14 protein-coding genes and 2 pseudogenes are annotated in these 18,671 nt (G+C 63.6%); 14 read left to right on the top strand and 2 right to left on the bottom strand.

All coding sequences use genetic code 11. The annotated features are described in order from the left end of the window. The first annotated feature begins 28 nt into the window (after positions 1-28). The 11 genes and pseudogenes from J3A71_RS17490 to J3A71_RS17435 form a co-directional block, all read left to right on the top strand. A complete protein-coding gene (locus J3A71_RS17490) occupies positions 29-1,129 on the top strand; it encodes a porin (protein ID WP_209953069.1) in 1,101 nt (366 codons plus the stop codon). Between the two features lie 12 nt (positions 1,130-1,141). Next, complete coding sequence (locus tag J3A71_RS17485) at positions 1,142-2,056, top strand: aldose 1-epimerase (protein WP_016486303.1); 915 nt, start codon at positions 1,142-1,144, stop codon at positions 2,054-2,056. Then, positions 2,053-2,928 carry a 6-deoxy-6-sulfogluconolactonase gene (locus J3A71_RS17480; RefSeq protein ID WP_016486304.1) on the top strand — a complete coding sequence of 292 codons (876 nt, stop codon included), beginning with the start codon at positions 2,053-2,055 and terminating at the stop codon, positions 2,926-2,928. The genes J3A71_RS17485 and J3A71_RS17480 overlap by 4 nt, the downstream gene beginning before the upstream one ends. 31 nt (positions 2,929-2,959) lie before the next feature. After that, a complete protein-coding gene (locus J3A71_RS17475) occupies positions 2,960-3,742 on the top strand; it encodes a sulfoquinovose 1-dehydrogenase (protein ID WP_096425984.1) in 783 nt (260 codons plus the stop codon). A gap of 136 nt (positions 3,743-3,878) precedes the next feature. After that, positions 3,879-5,618: a 6-deoxy-6-sulfo-D-gluconate dehydratase gene (locus tag J3A71_RS17470; protein ID WP_070086332.1), complete on the top strand. Its 1,740-nt coding sequence runs from the start codon at positions 3,879-3,881 to the stop codon at positions 5,616-5,618. A 22-nt stretch (positions 5,619-5,640) separates the two neighbouring features. Continuing rightward, positions 5,641-7,101, top strand: a complete 1,461-nt coding sequence (locus J3A71_RS17465; RefSeq protein ID WP_016486307.1) for a 3-sulfolactaldehyde dehydrogenase — start codon at positions 5,641-5,643, stop codon at positions 7,099-7,101. A 78-nt stretch (positions 7,102-7,179) separates the two neighbouring features. Next, entirely contained in the window at positions 7,180-7,902 is a 723-nt protein-coding gene (locus tag J3A71_RS17460) for a gluconate 2-dehydrogenase subunit 3 family protein (protein ID WP_060516667.1), read from the top strand. A gap of 2 nt (positions 7,903-7,904) precedes the next feature. Then, the gene (locus J3A71_RS17455; protein WP_060516664.1) at positions 7,905-9,677 is read left to right on the top strand and encodes a GMC family oxidoreductase; all 1,773 of its coding nucleotides are present in this window, start codon (positions 7,905-7,907) and stop codon (positions 9,675-9,677) included. An 11-nt stretch (positions 9,678-9,688) separates the two neighbouring features. After that, the gene (locus J3A71_RS17450) at positions 9,689-10,984 is read left to right on the top strand and encodes a cytochrome c (protein WP_096425985.1); all 1,296 of its coding nucleotides are present in this window, start codon (positions 9,689-9,691) and stop codon (positions 10,982-10,984) included. A 167-nt stretch (positions 10,985-11,151) separates the two neighbouring features. Further along, positions 11,152-11,679 (top strand): annotated as a pseudogene (locus J3A71_RS31765) (NAD-dependent epimerase/dehydratase family protein); the annotation flags it as partial. Between the two features lies 1 nt (position 11,680). Then, positions 11,681-11,863: pseudogene (locus tag J3A71_RS17435) on the top strand (cyclase family protein); the annotation flags it as partial. Positions 11,864-11,927: 64 nt separating this feature from the next. Here the strand turns inward: J3A71_RS17435 and J3A71_RS17430 are convergent. Further along, entirely contained in the window at positions 11,928-12,842 is a 915-nt protein-coding gene (locus tag J3A71_RS17430) for a LysR family transcriptional regulator (protein ID WP_016486424.1), read from the bottom strand. Positions 12,843-13,048: 206 nt separating this feature from the next. On the opposite strand from J3A71_RS17430, the gene J3A71_RS17425 reads away from it, so the two are divergent. The 3 genes from J3A71_RS17425 (at position 13,049) to J3A71_RS17415 (ending at position 17,328) form a co-directional block, all read left to right on the top strand. Continuing rightward, positions 13,049-14,071: a zinc-dependent alcohol dehydrogenase family protein gene (locus J3A71_RS17425; RefSeq protein WP_016486425.1), complete on the top strand. Its 1,023-nt coding sequence runs from the start codon at positions 13,049-13,051 to the stop codon at positions 14,069-14,071. Positions 14,072-14,587: 516 nt separating this feature from the next. After that, the gene (locus J3A71_RS17420) at positions 14,588-15,973 is read left to right on the top strand and encodes a hypothetical protein (protein ID WP_023047967.1); all 1,386 of its coding nucleotides are present in this window, start codon (positions 14,588-14,590) and stop codon (positions 15,971-15,973) included. Next, positions 15,970-17,328 (top strand): aminotransferase class I/II-fold pyridoxal phosphate-dependent enzyme, encoded by a 1,359-nt coding sequence (locus tag J3A71_RS17415; protein ID WP_096425986.1) that lies wholly within the window; start codon positions 15,970-15,972, stop codon positions 17,326-17,328. Before J3A71_RS17420 ends, J3A71_RS17415 begins: the two co-directional genes overlap by 4 nt. Here J3A71_RS17415 and J3A71_RS17410 read toward each other — a convergent pair. Next, entirely contained in the window at positions 17,320-18,630 is a 1,311-nt protein-coding gene (locus J3A71_RS17410) for an MFS transporter (protein ID WP_016486429.1), read from the bottom strand. The genes J3A71_RS17415 and J3A71_RS17410 overlap by 9 nt on opposite strands. Positions 18,631-18,671: the final 41 nt, after the last annotated feature.

The raw sequence follows: 18,671 nt of genomic DNA, 5'->3' as shown, positions 1-18,671 counted from the left end.
ACTGCGGCCATGAAAGAGCGCTGCTGACATGAATAACAAGAATCAACGTGTCCTTGGCTTCACCCTGCTGGCCAGCGTCTGCGCGCTGCCCAGTCATGCCGAGCCGATCGTGTGGAAGGCCGGCAACCTCAGCATCAACCCCTACGGTATTCTCGATCTGAACGTGCAGACGGGCTCGTTCAGCAAGACCGCCCCCGACCACACCATGGTCTCGGACGGCAACCTGCAGGCCTCGCGCTTCGGGGTAAAGCTTGACTATGCCCTGGGCGACAGCGGTTACGCCCTGCAGGCGTTTGGCGAGCGCGGGCTGGTACTGCGCAGGATCTGGAAGGGCGGGCAGGTCTCGACCAACCGTGGCTATGGCGCGGGCGTGAGTGGCCCGTTCGGCTCGGTGGCCATGGGGAGCCTGTACATGCCAATCTACTGGGTGTTCCTGGATTCGGACGTGGCCTTGTACGGGTTGTCGAACATGGCGGCGATCATGAGCCTGGAGCACACCGCGGTATTGGGCAAAAGCGGCACCGGCGGTTTCTACGACACCACGGTGCGTTACCGCTCGCCTGAAGTGAACGGGTTTTCCACCGAGCTGGGTTACTCCTACGGCAATTCCAGCATCGAAAACGGCCCCAATCAGAATCGCACCAGTGGCTTCAACGTGCGCTATCGCAATGGCTTCACCAAGCTGGGTTATGGCTTCAACCGCCATGAGTCGGCCCCCACCGAAACCAGCAGCGAGCTGTATACCCAGACGACCCACGTGGTGTCGGGCAACTACCAGTGGGGCGGTGTGATCTGGGGCGCCAACTACATGTATACCGAGCGTGATACCGACGCACGCTGGTTCGCCTCGGCGAAGATGGTCAATGCCAGGATCGTCCTCGACGAGCACAATGACCTGACCTTCGGCGTTTCTCAGCGTATCGGCGCAGCCGGCGCCCGGGCCTGGGCGGCTCATGCCGGCTACATCTACTCGTTCAACCCTAATACCCAGCTGTATACCTATGTGTCCCACATCAACAACAACAGCCACTCCACCCAGGGTTTCTCGCTGCTCTGCGAAGATCACCCGAGCGTGGCGGCCGGCTATGACCCTTGGGCAGGCACCTTGGGTATTCCCTGGAGCTTCTGAGTCTTGATACCGATGAATCACACCGTGCACCCGCTGCTGAAACTCACCTGCGGTGCCTTGAGTGCCGGGGTGTTGCCAAGCCTTGGCGGCGCGCTGGGTTACCTGCGCCTGGGCCGCTTCGAGCTGTTGCGCCCTTGGGACGGCAGCGACAGCGTGCGGCGCAGCGCCTGCTATCCGCTGGTGCCGTACTCCAACCGGATCGCCCACGGGCGCTTTAGCGCCAACGGCCAAGCGCAGCAACTGCGCGGCAACTTCGGCGACCATCCGCACCCGCTGCACGGCCTTGGCTGGCAGCGGGCATGGCAGGTCGATGGCCACTCGCCGCAAAGCTGCAGGCTGAGCTTGCGTCACACCGCCTGCGGCATCGATGCCGAGGATTGGCCGTGGGATTTCGTTGCCTGGCAGAGCCTCGTCCTGAGCGAGGAGGGGCTGTACCTGCACCTGGGGCTCACCAACCTGGGTGAGCAGCCGATGCCGGCAGGGCTTGGCTGGCACCCGTACTTCGAGCGCCAGGGTGAACTGCAGCTGGGCTTTAGCGCCGCGCAGGTCTGGCAGGCCGGGCCGGATGGCCTGCCGCTCAAGCGTACGGCGCTGCCCGAGGCCTGGGACTTCAGCCAGCCCCGCGCGGCAGGTGCAGTGGGCCTGGATAACTGCTTCGAGGGCTGGGATGCTCGCGCCAGCCTGTATTGGCCCGACGCTCAGGTCGGCCTGCGCCTGCAGGCCGGCCCAGGGCTTGGGCACCTGGTGGTGTTCACGCCGCCAGCGCCTGCGGATTTCATCGCGGTCGAGCCGGTCAGCCACCTGAACAATGCCATCAACTTCCCTGAGCCCACGGCGCACGGCCTGGTCTGGCTGGCGCCGGGGGCGTCGATCGAACGTGAGTTGCGCTTGCTGCCTGCCAGCGGCAACCTGGAGAACCCTGCATGAATGAAACGTTGAACTGTGTGGTCCGGCAGCCGTCGGAGCTGGGCGAGTGCCCGGTCTGGTCGGTCCGTGAACAGGTCCTGTACTGGGCCGATATCCTGGCCGGGCGGCTGCATCGCCTTGACCCTCGCGATGGCAGCGTGAGCACACTGCAATTGCCCGAGGAACTCGGCTGTTTCGGCCTGCGCGAGCAAGGCGGCTTCATTGTCGCGCTGCGCAGTGGTATCTACCTGCTCGATGCCCAGGGGCAGCTGGGCGAGCGCCTGGCCGAGAACCCGACGGGCGCCGAGTACAGCCGTTTCAACGATGGCCGCGTCGACCCCTGGGGGCGCTTCTGGGCCGGCACGTTGTGGCAGCCGCGTGACCGTAATGGCGGGCAACTGCTGCGGGTCGATGCCGAGCATCGCGCCCAGGTCATGGCGGGCGATGTGATGGTGTCCAACGGCCTGGCCTTCAGCCCGGACCGCGCGTGGGCCTACCACAGCGACACGCCGAACCATGTGCTTTACCGCTACCCACTGGATGAGGATGGCCAGCCCGGCCCACGGCAACTGCTGCGCGAGTTTGCGCGGGGCAGCGGCGGGCGTCCTGATGGCGCGGCTTTTGACAGCGCCGGTTGTTACTGGAGCGCGCAGTTCGACGGCGGCCGGGTGTTGCGCCTGAGCCCTGACGGGCAGGTGCTGGACGAAATCCAGCTGCCGACGCGTTGGCCGACGATGGTCGCCTTCGGCGGTGAGGACCTGCGCACGCTGTACATCACCAGTTCCCGCGAAAACCGCAGTGCCGAAGAACTCGCCGACTGGCCGTTGTCCGGCTGTGTGTTCGCCACCCGGGTCAATGTGCCCGGCTGCGCGGAACCGCTGTTCGCAGGCTGAACCTTTCCCACGCATTCACGAGCTTCCTATCATGAACCGTCATACCGATACGCAATATCCAAGCCTCGCCGACAAGGTGGTCCTCATCAGCGGAGGTGCTTCAGGCATTGGCCGCGCCTTTGTCGAAGCCTTCGTTGCTCAGGGCAGCCGCGTGGCCTTTCTCGATCTCGATGCCGAAGCGGGGCAAGGGCTGGCGCAGGCGCTGGGGGCCAACTCGCTGTTCCTGCCTTGCGATGTACGCGACATCGAGCGGTTGCAGGCCTGCGTGGCAGAAGTGGAGCGTACCTGGGGCGCCGTCGATGTGCTGATCAACAACGCCGCCCGCGATGACCGTCATGCCTTGGCCGATATCAGCGTCGAGTACTGGGACGAGCGCATGCAGACCAACCTGCGCCACGCCTTCTTCGCGGCCCAGGCGGTTGCGCCCGGCATGGCGCGTCGCGGCAGCGGGGCAATCATCAACATGGGGTCGATCTCCTGGATGCGCGGGCGCCCCGGGATGGTCTGCTACACCACCGCCAAAGCGGCGCTGAACGGCATGACCCGTACCCTGGCACGTGAACTGGGCGGGCAGGGCATCCGGGTCAACAGCCTGGTACCGGGCGCCATCCGCACCGAGCGCCAGGATGCCATGTGGGCCGCCGACCACGCTGGCCTGGAGGCGGCCAGCCAGGCCTTCATCGACCAGCAGATGCTCAAGTTCCGCCTGGATGCCAGCGACTGCGCGCGCCTGGCGCTGTTCCTGGCCAGCGACGACAGCCGTGGCTGCACCGGCCAGAACTTCGTTGTCGATGCAGGGTTGTCGATTCAGTAATCCAGCCTGATTGGCGTCAGGGCACTTCTTCAGGGAAAAAAATCGTAGCGCTACGAAATCGATCTGAGTATGCTCCTTAAAGAGAATTTCGCAGCGCTACGATTTTTCGTCGCGCCCTTGTTCAAAGGCTTAGCTCATGTCCGAAAAACACAAGAAAATCGAAGAACTGCGCAGCCAGCGGTGGTTTGCTCCAGACACCATCCGTGCGTTCGCCCACCGTCAGCGTCTGCAGCAGATCGGCCTGCGCCGTGAAGAGTTCATGGGCAAGCCGGTGATTGCCATCCTCAATACCTGGAGCGAGATGTCGCCCTGCCATTCGCACCTGCGTGAACGTGCCGAAGCGGTCAAGCGCGGTGTCTGGGCAGCGGGCGGCTTTCCGGTGGAGTTGCCGGTGCAGTCGGTGGGCGAGGTGATGGTCAAGCCGACCACCATGCTCTATCGCAACCTGCTGGCGATGGAGGCCGAAGAGTTGCTGCGCTCGTTGCCGATCGACGGCGCCGTGCTGCTGGGTGGCTGCGACAAGTCCACCCCGGGTTTGCTGATGGGGGCACTGAGCATGGACCTGCCGGTGATCTACTGTCCGGCCGGGCCGATGTCCAACGGCCAATGGCGCGGCGTCAAGACCGGCGCTGGCACCCACACCAAGAAGTACTGGGATGAACGCCGCCTGGGGCTGATCGACACGGTCGCCTGGGAAGAGCTCGAAGGCGCCATGACCCGCTCGATCGGCACCTGCAACACCGTCGGTACGGCCTCGACCATGACCAGCATCGCCGACGCAATGGGCTTTACCTTGCCCGGTGCATCGAGCATTCCCGCCGCTGACGGTGCGCACCCGCGGATGGCCTCGCAGTGTGGTTCGGTCATCGTCGACCTGGTCTGGCGCGACCGCCGTCCCTCGACCTGGTTGACCGACAAGCATGTCGCCAACGGCGTGGCGGTGTACATGGCCATGGGCGGCTCGACCAACGCGGCGATCCACCTGATCGCCATTGCCCGGCGCGCCGGCATCGACCTGACCCTCGACCAGCTGGCAGCGGCGGCCGCGAAGATCCCGGTGCTGCTCAACCTGTTCCCGTCCGGCACGGCGCTGATGGAGGACTACCATTTCGCCGGCGGCCTGCGCGCACTGATGCGCAAGATCGAACCGCACCTGCACCTGGAATGCGAAGGTGCCACCGGCCAGAGCTGGGACAGCCTGCTGGCCGATGCACCGTGCTACGACGATGACATCATTCGCCCCCTCGACAACCCGGTGGTCAGCCTCGAGCAAGGCGCGACCCTGGCGCTGCTGCGCGGCAACCTGTGCCCCGATGGCGCGGTCATGAAGTCCTCCGCGGCCGACCCGCGCCTGCGCCGCCACAGCGGCCCGGCACTGGTCTTCGATGACCATGAGACCCTCAGCCGGATGATCGACGACCCGGCCCTGGAGGTCACTGCGGACACCGTGCTGATTCTGCGTAACGCCGGTCCCGTAGGCGCGCCGGGCATGCCCGAGTGGGGCAACCTGCCGATCCCCAAACGCCTGCTGGAGGCCGGGGTGCGTGACCTGCTGCGCATCTCCGACTCGCGCATGAGCGGCACCCACTATGGCAGTTGCGTCCTGCACGTGGCGCCCGAAGCCGCCGTTGGCGGGCCGCTGGCACTGGTGCGCACAGGCGACATCATCGACCTGGACGTCGCCGCCGGCACGCTGAACATGCGCGTCAGTGACGACGAGCTGGCCCGCCGCCGTGCTGGGCATGTGCCGCAGCACAAGACCTACGGTCGCTCCTTCGCTGCGCTCTACCAGCAGCACGTGACCCAGGCCAATGAAGGCTGCGACTTCGATTTCCTGCAGGCCGGCGAAGCCGTGCCCGAGCCACCCATCCACTGAACCTGCCCAGGACAACTGACCGATGCTCGAACTCAAAGACCCTTCTTTGCTCAAACAACAGGCGTTCATCGACGGCCTCTGGGTGAGTGCCGATTCCGGCGAAACCTTTGCTGTCACCAACCCTGCCACCGGCGAAGAACTGGCGCGCATTCCGCAAATGGGCGCCGCCGAAGCCGAACGCGCGGTGCTGGCTGCGCACCGTGCCTTCAAACCGTGGAAGCGCAAGACCGCCAAGGAGCGCGCCGAGCTGCTGCAGCGCTGGTACGCGCTCATGCTCGAAAATCAGGAGGACCTCGCCCGCCTGCTGACCGCCGAACAAGGCAAGCCACTGGCCGAAGCCCGTGGCGAATTGGGCAACGGCATGTCCTTCGTGCAGTGGTTTGCCGAGGAAGCCAAGCGCGTCTACGGCGACACCATCCCGCAGCCCTCGGCAGACAAGCGCATCATCGTCACCAAGGAGCCGATCGGCGTCACGGCGGCCATCACGCCGTGGAACTTCCCCCACGCGATGATTACCCGCAAGGTGGCCCCGGCCCTGGCCGCCGGTTGCCCGATGGTGCTGCGCCCAGCCAGCCAGACACCACTGTCGGCCCTGGCCCTGGCGGCTCTGGCCGAACGCGCCGGTATCCCCGCTGGCGTGTTCAGTGTGGTCACCGGCAGCGCGACCCAGATCGGCAGCGTGCTGACCGGCCACCCGCTGGTGCGCAAGTTCAGCTTCACCGGCTCCACGCCGGTGGGCAAGCGGCTGATTGGGCAATGCGCCGAGACCGTGAAGAAGGTGTCCATGGAACTGGGCGGCAACGCGCCGTTCATTGTCTTCGATGACGCCGACCTCGACCTGGCCGTGGAAGGCGCGATGCTGTCGAAGTTCCGCAATGCCGGGCAGACCTGCGTCTGCGCCAACCGTATCTATGTGCAGGACGGTATCTACGAACGGTTTGCCGAGAAGCTCGCCGCTGCTGCCTCGGGCCTGCGCCTGGGTAATGGTGTAGAGGCCGGTGTGACCCAAGGCCCGATGATCGATGAGAACGCCGTGCGCAAGGTCGAAGAGCACATCAGTGATGCCCTTGAGAAAGGCGCACGGCTGATCGCAGGTGGCCAACGCCACGCGCTGGGTGGCAGCTTCTTCGAGCCGACCGTGCTCACTGAAGTTACGGCGCAGATGAAAGTGGCCCACGAGGAAACGTTCGGGCCACTGGCGCCACTGTTCCGCTTCTCCAGCGAGGACGAGGTGGTCGAGCTGGCCAACGCCACGGAGTTCGGCCTGGCCAGCTACTTCTACAGCCGCGATATCGGCCGCGTGCTGCGCGTCAGCGAAGACCTCGAATACGGCATGGTCGGCGTCAACACTGCGGCAATCGCCAACGAGATGGCGCCGTTCGGAGGCGTCAAGCAATCGGGCCTTGGCCGCGAAGGTTCGCGCTACGGCATCGAAGACTATCTGGAAATCAAGTACGTGTGCCTCGGCGGCGTCGACCGCTAAAGCCTGTCACAGGGGGCAGGCGTTGCCCCCTGTGACTGAGCACCCATAAGAACAACAAGCCCCGCATGGAGTAGCCCCATGTCCGATACCCCCAATGCGCGCCGCCGCTTCCTGCAAGGCGGCCTGGCGCTAATCCCGCTGGTGACGCTAGCCAGCCACGGCGTTCCGACCGCTTTCGGCGATACACCTCGTCAGCCAGCCACCCCGCAACTGCAGCCGGACGACTATCGACCACGGTTCTTCACAGACGTTGAATGGGCGTTCGTGCAGGCGGCCTGTGAACGACTGATCCCCACCGATGAACTTGGGCCAGGCGCCATCGCCTGTGGCATCCCCGGGTTCATCGATCGTCAGATGGACACGCCCTACGGCCACGGCGCGTTGTTCTACAGCCAAGGTCCGTTCATTACCGATCAGCTGCCGGAGCTCGGCTATCAAGGCCGCCTTGCGCCCCGGGACATTCTGCGGCTGGGCATTGCCGGCTGCGATCAGTGGTGCCGGCAAACCCACGGCCAACCTTTTGCCGGGCTCGCCAGCCTGATGCAGGCGCAGGTGTTGCACCTGCTGGAAGAGGGTGAGGTGCCGCTGGAAGCGTTGCCCAGTTCGCAGTTCTTCAATCAGCTGCTGCGCAACACCCGCGAAGGTTACTTCGCCGACCCTGTCTACGGCGGCAATCGTGATATGGCGGGGTGGAAGATGATCGGTTTCCCCGGTGCCCGTGCCGACTTCATGGACTGGATCGACCACCCCGGCGAGCGCTATCCGCTGGGGCCGGTGTCGATCAGTGGGCAAAGGGGGTAGACATGGCGATCAAACATCCCCCGGTGGACGTGGTGCTGGTCGGCCTGGGCTGGACTGGCTCGATCATGGGCATGGAAATGACCGACGCGGGCCTGCAGGTACTGGCCCTTGAGCGCGGCGAGATGCAGGACACGCCCACCACGGCGAACTACCCCAACGTTATCGACGAACTGGCGTACACCGTGCGCGGCAAGCTTTACCAGGACCTGGCCCGCGAGACGGTCACGTTCCGGCACAACATCAGCGGTGTCGCGGTACCGTACCGCCAGCATGGATCGATCCTGCTCGGCACCGGTGTCGGTGGCTCGGGCTTTCACTGGAACGGCCTGACCTGGCGCGCCCAGGCGAGTGACCTGCGCCTGCGCAGCCATTACGAAGAGCGTTATGGCAAGCACTTCATCCCCCAGGGCATGACGATCCAGGACTTCGGCGTCAGCTACGAAGAGCTCGAGCCGTACTTTGCCCGTTTTGAAGCGGTTGCAGGGATCGCTGGCAAGGCCGGTAACCTCAACGGCACCGTGGTCAAGGGTGGCAACCGTTTTGAAGCACCACGCAGCAGCGAGTTTCCACTGCCAGCGCTGAAAGATGTGTATGGCGCGCAGTTGTTCGCCAAGGCCGCACGCGAACTGGGCTACGAGCCGTTCCCGATTCCTGCCGCTAACGCCTCCGAGCCTTACACCAACCCCTACGGTGTGCGCATGGGGCCGTGCAACTTCTGCGGGTTCTGCGAGAACTACGGGTGCTACATGTATTCCAAAGGCTCGCCGCAGACCACGATCCTGCCGGTGCTGCTCAAACGTCCGAATTTCAAGGTCAAAACCCAGGCGCAGGTGATCAAGGTCAACCTCGACAGCAGCGGCAAACTGGCCACTGGGGTGACCTACATCGATGCCCAGGGCCGCGAGGTCGAGCAACCCGCGCAACTGGTGATCCTCACGGCCTTCCAGCTGCACAACGTGCGCCTGTTGCTGCTGTCGGGGATCGGCAAGCCCTATGACCCGGTCAGCGGGGATGGGGTGGTGGGCAAGAACTATGCGTACCAGATGAATGGCGGTGTCAGCGTGATGCTGCCCAAGGGCACGCAACTCAATCCGTTCATTGGCGCCGGTGCCGGTGGCCAGGCCATCGACGACTTCAACGGTGACAACTTCGACCACGCGCCGCTGGGCTTCCTTGGCGGGGCGAACATTCGTCACAACCGCACCGGTGGGCGCCCCATCGGGCAGGCGACCACACCCAAGGCTGCGCCCAAGTGGGGCAAGGGCTGGAAAGCCGCGACCCAGGACAGTTATCAACGCCTGATGGGCATCAACGCTCAAGGTTCGGTCATGGCCTATCGCGACAGCTACCTGAGCCTGGACCCGACCTACCGCGATGCCTACGGCCAGCCGCTGCTGCGCATCACCTTCGACTGGCACGACAACGAGTTCAAGATGACCCAGTACACCGTGGACAAGGCGCAGCGTATCGCCGAGGTGCTCGGTGGCAGCGTCGAGAACAATGCCAAGAAGCCCGGCAGTCATTACGACACCCGGGTCTATCAGAGTACCCACACCACGGGTGGCGCGATAATGGGCAGCGACCCCGCCTCCAGTGTCGTCAACCGATTCCTGCAATGCTGGGACGTACATAACGTGTTCGTCACGGGCGCGTCGGCATTCCCGCAGAACTTCGGCTATAACCCGACCGGTCTGGTGGGGGCCTTGACCTATTGGGCCGCGCACCACATCCGTGAGCACTACCTGCCCAACCCCGGGCCGATGGTGCAAGCATGAGGTACGCAAATATGAAATACCTCGCCTCATTGCTGGCCTATGCGGGTTTGTTGGCTACACCTGCGCACGCTGGCGAAGACCCCTTGGTTGCCAAGGGCCGTTATCTGGCACGAGCGGGGGACTGCGTCGCTTGCCACACTGCCAAGGATGGCAAGCCGTTTGCCGGCGGCCTGCCGATGGCAACGCCGATTGGCGTGGTGTACTCCACCAACATCACCCCGGACCGTCAAACCGGTATCGGGACATACCGTTTCGAGGACTTTGACAAGGCTGTTCGCCATGGCGTCGCCAAGGCCGGTTACAGCCTGTATCCGGCGATGCCTTATCCGTCGTATGCGCGGGTGTCCGATGAAGACATGCAGGCGCTGTACGCGTACTTCATGCACGGTGTCACGCCGGTGACCCAAGCTACTCAGGCCCCGAACATTCCCTGGCCGCTATCGATGCGTTGGCCACTGCATGTGTGGCGCAACCTGTTCGCACCAAGCGTCGACACGGCTGCTGCTGACACGCCGATGCAAGACCCTGTGCTTGCGCGGGGCGCGTACTTGGTAGAAGGGCTCGGCCATTGCGGCGCCTGCCATACGCCGCGTGCGTTCAGCCTGCAGGAAAAAGCGCTCGGCGCTAGCGAAGGCGAAGCATTTCTCGCAGGTGGTGACGCGCAGGAAGGGTGGGTCGGAAAAACCCTCAGGGGGGATCATCGACACGGCCTGGGAAGCTGGAGCGAGGCTGAGCTGGTCGACTTTTTCAAGACCGGGCGAACGGACAAAGCGGCAGTCTTCGGCAGTATGAGTGAAGTGGTGGTGCACAGCCTGCAGTATCTGACCGATGAAGACCGGTTGGCGATCGCCCGATACCTCAAGCAGTTGCCAGCGCTCGATCCGGACGATCGCCCTCACGTTGCGGACCCTGCCACCTATCAGGCACTGCATGACGGCCTGACTCCGACCCTGGGCGCAAGGCTCTACGCGGATAACTGCATGGCTTGCCACCGCAGTGACGGCAAGGGCTACGCGCAGGTCTTTCCTGCATTGGCCGCTAACCCTGTACTGAATGTCGACGATCCGCAATCGTTGATTCGCCTGGTGCTTGAAGGCGGGACATTGCCTTCGACCCACGCCGCACCGACGTCGTTCAGCATGCCGCCGCTGGGGTGGCGCCTGAGCGACAATGAGGTGGCCCAGGTGTTGAACTTTGTCCGAGGTGCCTGGGGCAACTCCGGAGTGCCGATCACTGCAAGCTCCGTTGCTCGAATACGCGACGCGTTGTCAGCTGACGCATTGCGAGTACCTGGAATGCAGAAATAGAGTGCGGTTTCAGATGCCCTGAGAGTTCAAATGGAGCTGATCAATCTGCCACGCTTGAGCGGCGCATTTCACCGTCTACTAATCGCAATAATCCCAGCGGATTGGTATTTTGCAGCGCCGGGGGCAGTAACTCGTCCGGGTAATTCTGGAAGCAGGCCGGACGTAGGAAAGCGTTCTATCGCGACCGCCTGGGCTTCGTCACCACCGACAGCTTCATGGGCGTCGGCCCGTTCATGCGCACAGCCGGCATGGACGACCACCACTGCCTGTTCATGATTCAGACGCCGCCGCACATGCAGGGCTGCGAGCACTTCACCTTCCACATGGGCAGCGGCACCGAGGTGCTGCTGGCTGGCACGCGCTTCCAGCAGAACGGCTGGACCAGCTTTTGGGGCCCAGGCCGGCACCTGCTGGGCTCCAACTGGTTCTGGTACTTCAACAGCCCGCTGGGGGGTTACCCGGTGAACCTGCAAGCCAGCCTCGAGCTGCTCAACCAGTTGCGCAACCCCAATTGGCCACCGGTGCTGGTGTATGCCAGCAGCGTCGTGGTGTACGGCGGTGAGTTGCCGGCTCGCATGGACGAAGGCCAGCCGGCGTCACCTCAACTATCTTATGCAGCGCACAAGCGCAGGGTGGAAATCGCCTTGCTGGACCTGTCACGCACATGGATGCGCCCTGGCACTATGCGTCAGTGAAACGGGAGATGCTTCAATCATCTGGGAAGGGCACAAGGCCGGGCGGGATATCGGTTATGGGCAGATGGAAAAGCTGGCCAACCTGGAGCAGTTACCTGATTTCGGTTTTCTGGTGAGTTGTTTTCCGTACAAGATCCGCCATGCCTCGGCCGGGTTTGTTCGAGCTGTCGCAATAATGGAGTAAATGAGCGCTGGTACAGCCATTCCCCCATCAGGCGCAGCATGACCCCGGAAGGCTTCTTGGCCGCCTACAGACTGTCAGGGTCGCCAAAGAACATCTGAATTCGCGACCGCAACCACCGCTCCGCCGGGTCGTTGTCTTGCGCCCCGCGCCAGGCCATGTGCAGTTCGAAACTGCGCACCGATATTGGCAGGTCCTCGGCCCGCAATCCGCCCGCCGCGGTCAGCACATCGGCCGTATAGTCCGGCACAGTGGCCACGATGTCTGTACCCGCCAGCAAACTCCCCAGCCCGTTGAACTGCGGCACCGCCAGCACCACGTGGCGCTTGCGGCCAATCTCTTCCAGGGCTTCGTCGATGAACCCGGACAGGTCACCGGCAAACGACACCAGCGCATGCGGCCGCGCGCAGAAGTCGTCCAGGGTGATGCTGCCGGGCACACTGTCGGCACGCAGCAGCTTCGGCATGCTGCGGCGCAGTACCTTGCGCTTGGCGTTGGCCGGTAGTTCGCTGGTGTAGCTGACCCCCACCGAAATCTCGCCCGAGGCCAGCAACGTCGGCATCAGCAGGTAGTTGACCCGCCGCACCACCAGCACGATGCCCGGCGCTTCGGCGCGGATGCGCTTGAGCAGCTGTGGTAGCAGGGCGAACTCGGCATCGTCCGACAGGCCGATGCGGAACACTGCGTTGCTGGTGGCGGGGTCGAACTCGGCAGCGCGGCTGACTGCAGTGGAAATCGAATCCAGCGCCGGGGACAGCAGGGCGAATATCTCGTGGGCCCGCGCCGAGGGTTCCATGCTGCGGCCGGTGCGCACAAACAGCGGGTCGTCGAACAGGTTGCGCAGGCGCGACAAGGCCGCGCTGATGGCCGGCTGGCCGAGGAACAGTTTTTCCGCAGCGCGGGTCACGCTGCGCTCATGCATCAGCGTTTCGAACACGATCAGCAGGTTGAGGTCTACGCGACGCAGGTCGTTTCGATTCATCGGTGCGCTTCGCCTAAAGTGGGGCAGGGGTGAATCTTACGGCCAAAGGCTGTTACCCTGCACGGGTTTAGGGGGACCCATTGCAGGGAAAGTCAGGTGCCCAATCGATGACAAGCATGTCGACTATTAATGACCACTGATGGTCTAACCGTCAAAGCCCGGATAAAGTCAGTGGTAATTAGAGGTTCACAAAGGCGAGGTATGCGATGTCCCGCATGATCCGTTTCCACAAGTTCGGCGCTGCCGATGTGCTCCGTTGCGAGGAGCAGGCCGAACCGTCACCCGCTGCCGACGAGGTACAGATCCGCGTCCAGGCGATTGGCGTCAGCTGGTATGACGTGCTCTGGCGCCAGAACCTGGCGCCGTCCCAGGCACGCCTGCCGGCGGGCATCGGCCACGAAATGGCCGGGGTGGTGACTGCGGTCGGTGAAGGGGTCGAGGACATTGCGGTGGGCGACCGGGTCGCCAGCTTCCCGGCCACCAGTGCCAACGATCACCCCGTGTATGGCGATGTCATCGTACTGCCGCGTACGGCCATTACCCGTTACCCGGATGTGCTCACGCCGATCGAGGCGAGCGTGCACTACACGCCGTTGCTGATCGCCTATTTCGCCTACGTTGACCTGGCCCGGGCCAAGGCCGGGCAGACCGCGCTGGTAACCGATGCCAGCCATTGTGCCGGCCCCGCTTTCGTCCAGTTGGGCAAGGCCCTGGGGCTGAAGGTGTTTGCTGCTACCAAAGAAGCGGAGCAGCGGGATTACCTGTTGGGCCTGGGGGCCGACAAGGTGATTGTCACGGAGGAACAGGACTTGTTGCTGCAGGTTGGCAAGTACACCGATGGCCGCGGCGTGGACATGGTCCTCGATGGTATGGGCGGGCCGCAGATGTCGCTGCTGGGCGATGTGCTGGCGCCACGTGGCAGCCTGGTCCTGTATGGCCTGCAAGGCGGTAACCAGACGCCGTTCCCGGCCTGTGCAGCCTTCCAGAAGAACATCCAGTTCTACGTGCATTGCATCGGTAACTTCACCGGCAAGCCGGAGCTTGGCATCAGCCAGGACCAGGTCGCGCTGCAGCGTGCCTTGCGCGATATCAACCAGTTCACCGCCGACCAGTTGCTGACACCGCAAATCATCAAGGTGTATCCGTTCGAGCAGGTGGTGGAGGCGCATCGTTACATGGACCAATGCCCTTGTGGTGGGCGGGTGGTACTGGACATGGCGCAACACTGACAGCTGTTTGCATTGCTGATGAACCCGGGCTGAGTCCCGGGTTTTTTGTGCGCGGAACAGAATGATTTAAATGCCAACTATAAGAATATTCCTACATTAAAATCAGTCGCGGACTACATATAAGGCGATGGCCTGGCGTTTTGTGGAAATATTCCGCCAACAATTCGGTCTTGAACGATTTCGGCTCGGCGTTCAGTGTATATCCGCCGTCGTGCTGAATGGTTTTTTTACCCCGATCTGTATCTTATATTCGCTCTGCATCCCCCGATAATGGCACGATGATAGTTTGCGCAAGGAGCGTGGAATGAGCATGGCTATGCCTGAGGATGAGCTGTGTTTGGTAGCGGCGGGCTGTCGCGGTGGCGAGTATTTTTCGATGGTCTGGCGACAGTGATGCGTTACGTAATTACTTCAATTTGATTGTAGGAAATTTCTTCCGGGTAAGCGCAGGGCGTGTTGAATCTTGAATACAGGATTCGGCACGCGTTGGCTGCATGAAGTTGATGAGGTGATTTCGTGACGGCTATTCACGATCAGGCAATGCATTATATCTACCAACAAGTGCTCGAGCGTTTGTTGAGCCAAATGTCACAGGCGCAACGCGCGTCCCTTCAATTGCTGATACAACGTTTGCTGGTCGCTGCAGGTGGGCCAGAGTATATCGGTACGTTCCGCGTGCTGGTACTGCAAGGTTGCGATCGCCACAGTGCCAGGTTGCTGGCCATGCTGCGTGCGGCACAACTGAGCATTGCCCTGCGTGCGCCGGTAACCTTTCAGTTGCGGGTACTCGTGGTCAGCCTGCCGGTGGCTGCCAGCGATACGTTGGAATTCCACGAGGGCAGTTTCAGTGCCCTGTTCATGCAGGATGACCCGCGGGTTCAGTTACAGATGATCGAAGGGCGCGAAGTGGTGCCCTTCAGCCGTCGGTCTTCGGCAGCGCCCGACCGCTGGCTGCTCGCGAGAAACGCCCTGCTGATGTTCGGGCACATGGTCGATGCCAGGCCCGAAGCCCTGCTGGGTAGCCGGCTGCACCTGGAGCTGGCGGATGCCGCGTGTTCTGCGCTGCAGGCCGCGACACCGGCCGATGTCTTGATCACTGCCATTCCCGTACGCCAGCGGCGCCGCTACCTGGCGTGGGCCCGGCGTAGTCTGCGCCTGGCAGGGGAGCGCGGCCCCCATGTGTTGCATCACTGCCTGGCGGCGCTGGCCCACGGGCTGAGCCGGTTGCACGGCGCAGCCGATGCCTCGCCGGGCAGCCTGGCGAAGCCCACACAGGGCGATGCCGCGCAGGAGGCATCGTTGCGGCTACTTGCCATAGATGACCTGCTGCCGCATCTGCTTGAAGGGCAGCAACTGGATGCCATGTTGGGTGCTGGTCTCGAAAAGGCCGATGATGCCTGGCCATTGGCGGCGTTCGTCGATCCGTACGCCCGGGCCCAGTTGCACCAACTGCGCGCCCGCAGCCTGGAGCTGCAGGCCGCTCGCCCGGCGCTTTCGCTGGCGAACCCGTCGGGTGATAGCAAGACTCGCGATGGGCACACCCTGGCGCTGGGCAAAGCCTACGGTATCAACCAGACTCAACTGGTGTGCCTGCTGTTCAGTCCCTTCGCCAGGCAGGGAAAGAAGCTCGAGCATTTTCTGCAGTGCCGGCATGCAGACATGCTGGTAGCGCTGCCGTACCTGCACCGGGCCCTGCAAGGCAAACCCTGCCCCGATGCGGTGCGGGACTGGCTGGTGAATACCAGTGGCCTGCCGCTGGTGCAGTTACGGGCAATCTATGAGGGGCGCATGCCGCTGACTGCCTGGCGCTTACAGAGCAACCTGGCCCGCCGCGATGTGCACCTCAGGTTGCTGCCACGGCCTTCGTCGGGGCGCCGCCGTAGCCCAGTGGCGTTGCCTTGAAAGGGCCAGCGGTTCCCGGCGAGTTCGCCTATCGCAAGGTGTACCGCTACCTGGAGGCGTTGATCGAGCAGGGCTCAGGCGTTGGCCCCTGCAAGTTACCGTCGTTACGTGCACTGTCCCGACGGTTGCGGGTGTCATTGGCGACTGTGCAGAGTGCCTACAACCTGCTGGAGGAAGAAGGCCGGGTCCAGTGTCTGCCGAGGTCCGGCTACTACGCTCAGGTCGCTGCAAAGGCGCAGGCAGCGCCCATGTACCCGCAGTCTCCCTTGCCGGTACAGCCACTGCTGGAGCGTGCGCTGCTAGGCCACGAGCGGCGCATGGCCCGTCAGCGCGCCAGCAGCGTTGCACCCAGGGAGATGCTCGGCGACTCCCGTCTGCGCAATGCCTTGGCTGAGCGTTATACCCGTTCCTCCAGCCAGTACTGGCGTGCCGAGGACGTTCAACTGGCCCCTGACGTGCAAGCGTTGCTGGAGACGGTGCTCGCAGGGCTTGCCTTGCAGGGCGGGACGGTACTGGTGCAGTCGCCCTGTTGCTGGCAGGTGTTGCGCGCTTTCGCGCGTGCTGGCATGCGGGTGCTGGAAGTGCCTGCGGATAGCCGCGGCAACCCGGACCTGCGTGCCTTGGCCCGGTTGCTGGGCGGCGAGCCGGTGTGCATGCTGGTCATGCCGTCTTGCCTGGGCATGCCACAAGGGCGGCTGGTGTCGCCGCACTATCAGCAGCAGCTTGGTCAGCTACTGGACCAGCATGCTGTCTGGTTGCTGGAAAACGACCTGGACAGTGAGCACTGTTACAGCGGGCCGCCACACACGCGCCTGCGCGACTGGGTCGACCCCCGCTGGCTGTTGGTGCTGGGGGCATTCGAGGCGGCAGTGGGTGCCGAGGCACCTTACGCCTATGTGCTGGGCCATGACGCGGCACTGGCCAAAGCGTTTGCCGAACGGGCATTTCGGCTTGCGCCGCTGCGCCTGCAAGCGCTTGCCCTGATGCTGGGCAAAAGGCAGATCGAGATGCAGCTTGTCCAGCTGCGTACCGACCTGCACAGGCGTACACAGTACCTGGTACGCGCGCTGGAGTTGCAGTTCGGTCAGCGGGTGGCGTTGCAGATGCCCCAGGGCGGACGAATGCTGTGGGTGCGTTTTCGCCAACCGCTGGAGTGGGATTGCATTGTTGCGGCGTTGGCAGGTTCCGCCTTGCATGCACTGCCGGGCTGGCAGTTCAGCCTGCAGGGGCGATACCAGCAGTACCTGGCACTGGTGTGGCTAGGTGACCAGCCGGGTGACCTGCAACAGGCGGTGGAGCGCCTGGCGCAGGCGCTGGAGCCGCGTTGTGGGCGGCCCGCCGGCGTGTCACGCTGACTGCGCATGCTCTTGCCCCTGGCGCAAGCGGGTACTGAGCAACGCTGCCAGCACCAGCAATGCGGCAATGATCCACAAACCGTTGCGGGTGCTGCCGGTGGTCTGCTCGATCAGGCCCATCACCGACGGGCCGACGAAACCACCAAACAGGCCGCAGGTGGTAACGAACGCCAGGCCCGCCGCCAGGGCGCTGCCACTCAGCCTGCTGGACGGGAAGACAAACAGGATCGACTGCACCACGAACAGCATCAGCGCGGTCAGGGAAAACCCGATCAGGCCGATGAACGAGTTGGCCAGCGACGCCAGCAGCAACCCTGTCGCCATGGTCAGCAGGCCGCCAAACAGCAGGGTGCGGCAACGGCGTGGCGAGGTGGCCAGGCGTGGGAAGGTGGCAGCACCGATGGCAGCAGCAACCCACGGCACGGCAGTCAGCAGGCCTATCTGGAAGGGGGATAGCGCAGCGTAAGTGCCGATAATGCCGGGCAGGAAGAAAATCACGGTGTAAATGGTGATCTGGTGCACGAAGTACACCGAGATCGCCAGCCAGATCTGCCGGTCGCGGAACATCTGCCCCAGCTTGCTCTGCTGGGGCGCGGCAGCCCGTTCGGCCGCCAGGCGGCGTTCGATGTCCTGGGCGTCGGCGGCCGACAGCCAGGGCGCCGAGGCCGGGCCATCGGGCAGCTTTTTCCACACCACAACGGCCAGGGCCACGGCGGGCAAGCCTTCGAGTACGAACAGCCACTGCCAGCCATGCCAGCCCAGTACGCCGTCCATTTCCAGCAGGGCACCGCCCAGTGGGCCGCTGAGGATGTTGGCCAGGCACACGCCCAGCAGGAAGTAACCCGTGGCGCGGGCGCGCTGCTCACGGTCAAACCAGTAGGTCAGGTACAGCATCACCCCAGGAAACAGGCCTGCTTCGGCCACCCCTAGCAGCAGGCGCATGATATAGAACGACGTTTCTCCCTGGACGAAGGCCATGCCCGCCGAGAGCAGGCCCCAGGTGATCATGATGCGGGTAATCCAGAAGCGCGCGCCCACCCGGTGCATGATCAGGTTGCTCGGCACTTCGGCCAATGCATAGGTAAGGAAGAACAGGCCGGCCCCCAGGCCATAGGCCGCTGCTGACAGGCCCAGGTCGATGCCCATGCTGGCTTTTGCCAAGGCGATGTTGGTGCGGTCGAGAAAGCTCATCACGTAGACGACGATGAGCAGTGGCATCAATTTGCGCAACAGCAGGCCATTCAGGCGCTGCTCGGTGGTGGCGGCAGGGGCCGAAGCCGCTGCACGGGTGAGGGTTGTCATTGTTTTTTTCCCCGTGAAAAGTGCTGGTAGTGTGCCCGTAG

It is taken from the genome of Pseudomonas sp. PvP089 (assembly GCF_017875165.1).
GTDB lineage: Bacteria > Pseudomonadota > Gammaproteobacteria > Pseudomonadales > Pseudomonadaceae > Aquipseudomonas > Aquipseudomonas fortuita.
The sequence above is the reverse complement of the archived record's forward strand: the minus strand, read 5'-3'. Positions and strand labels throughout refer to the sequence as shown.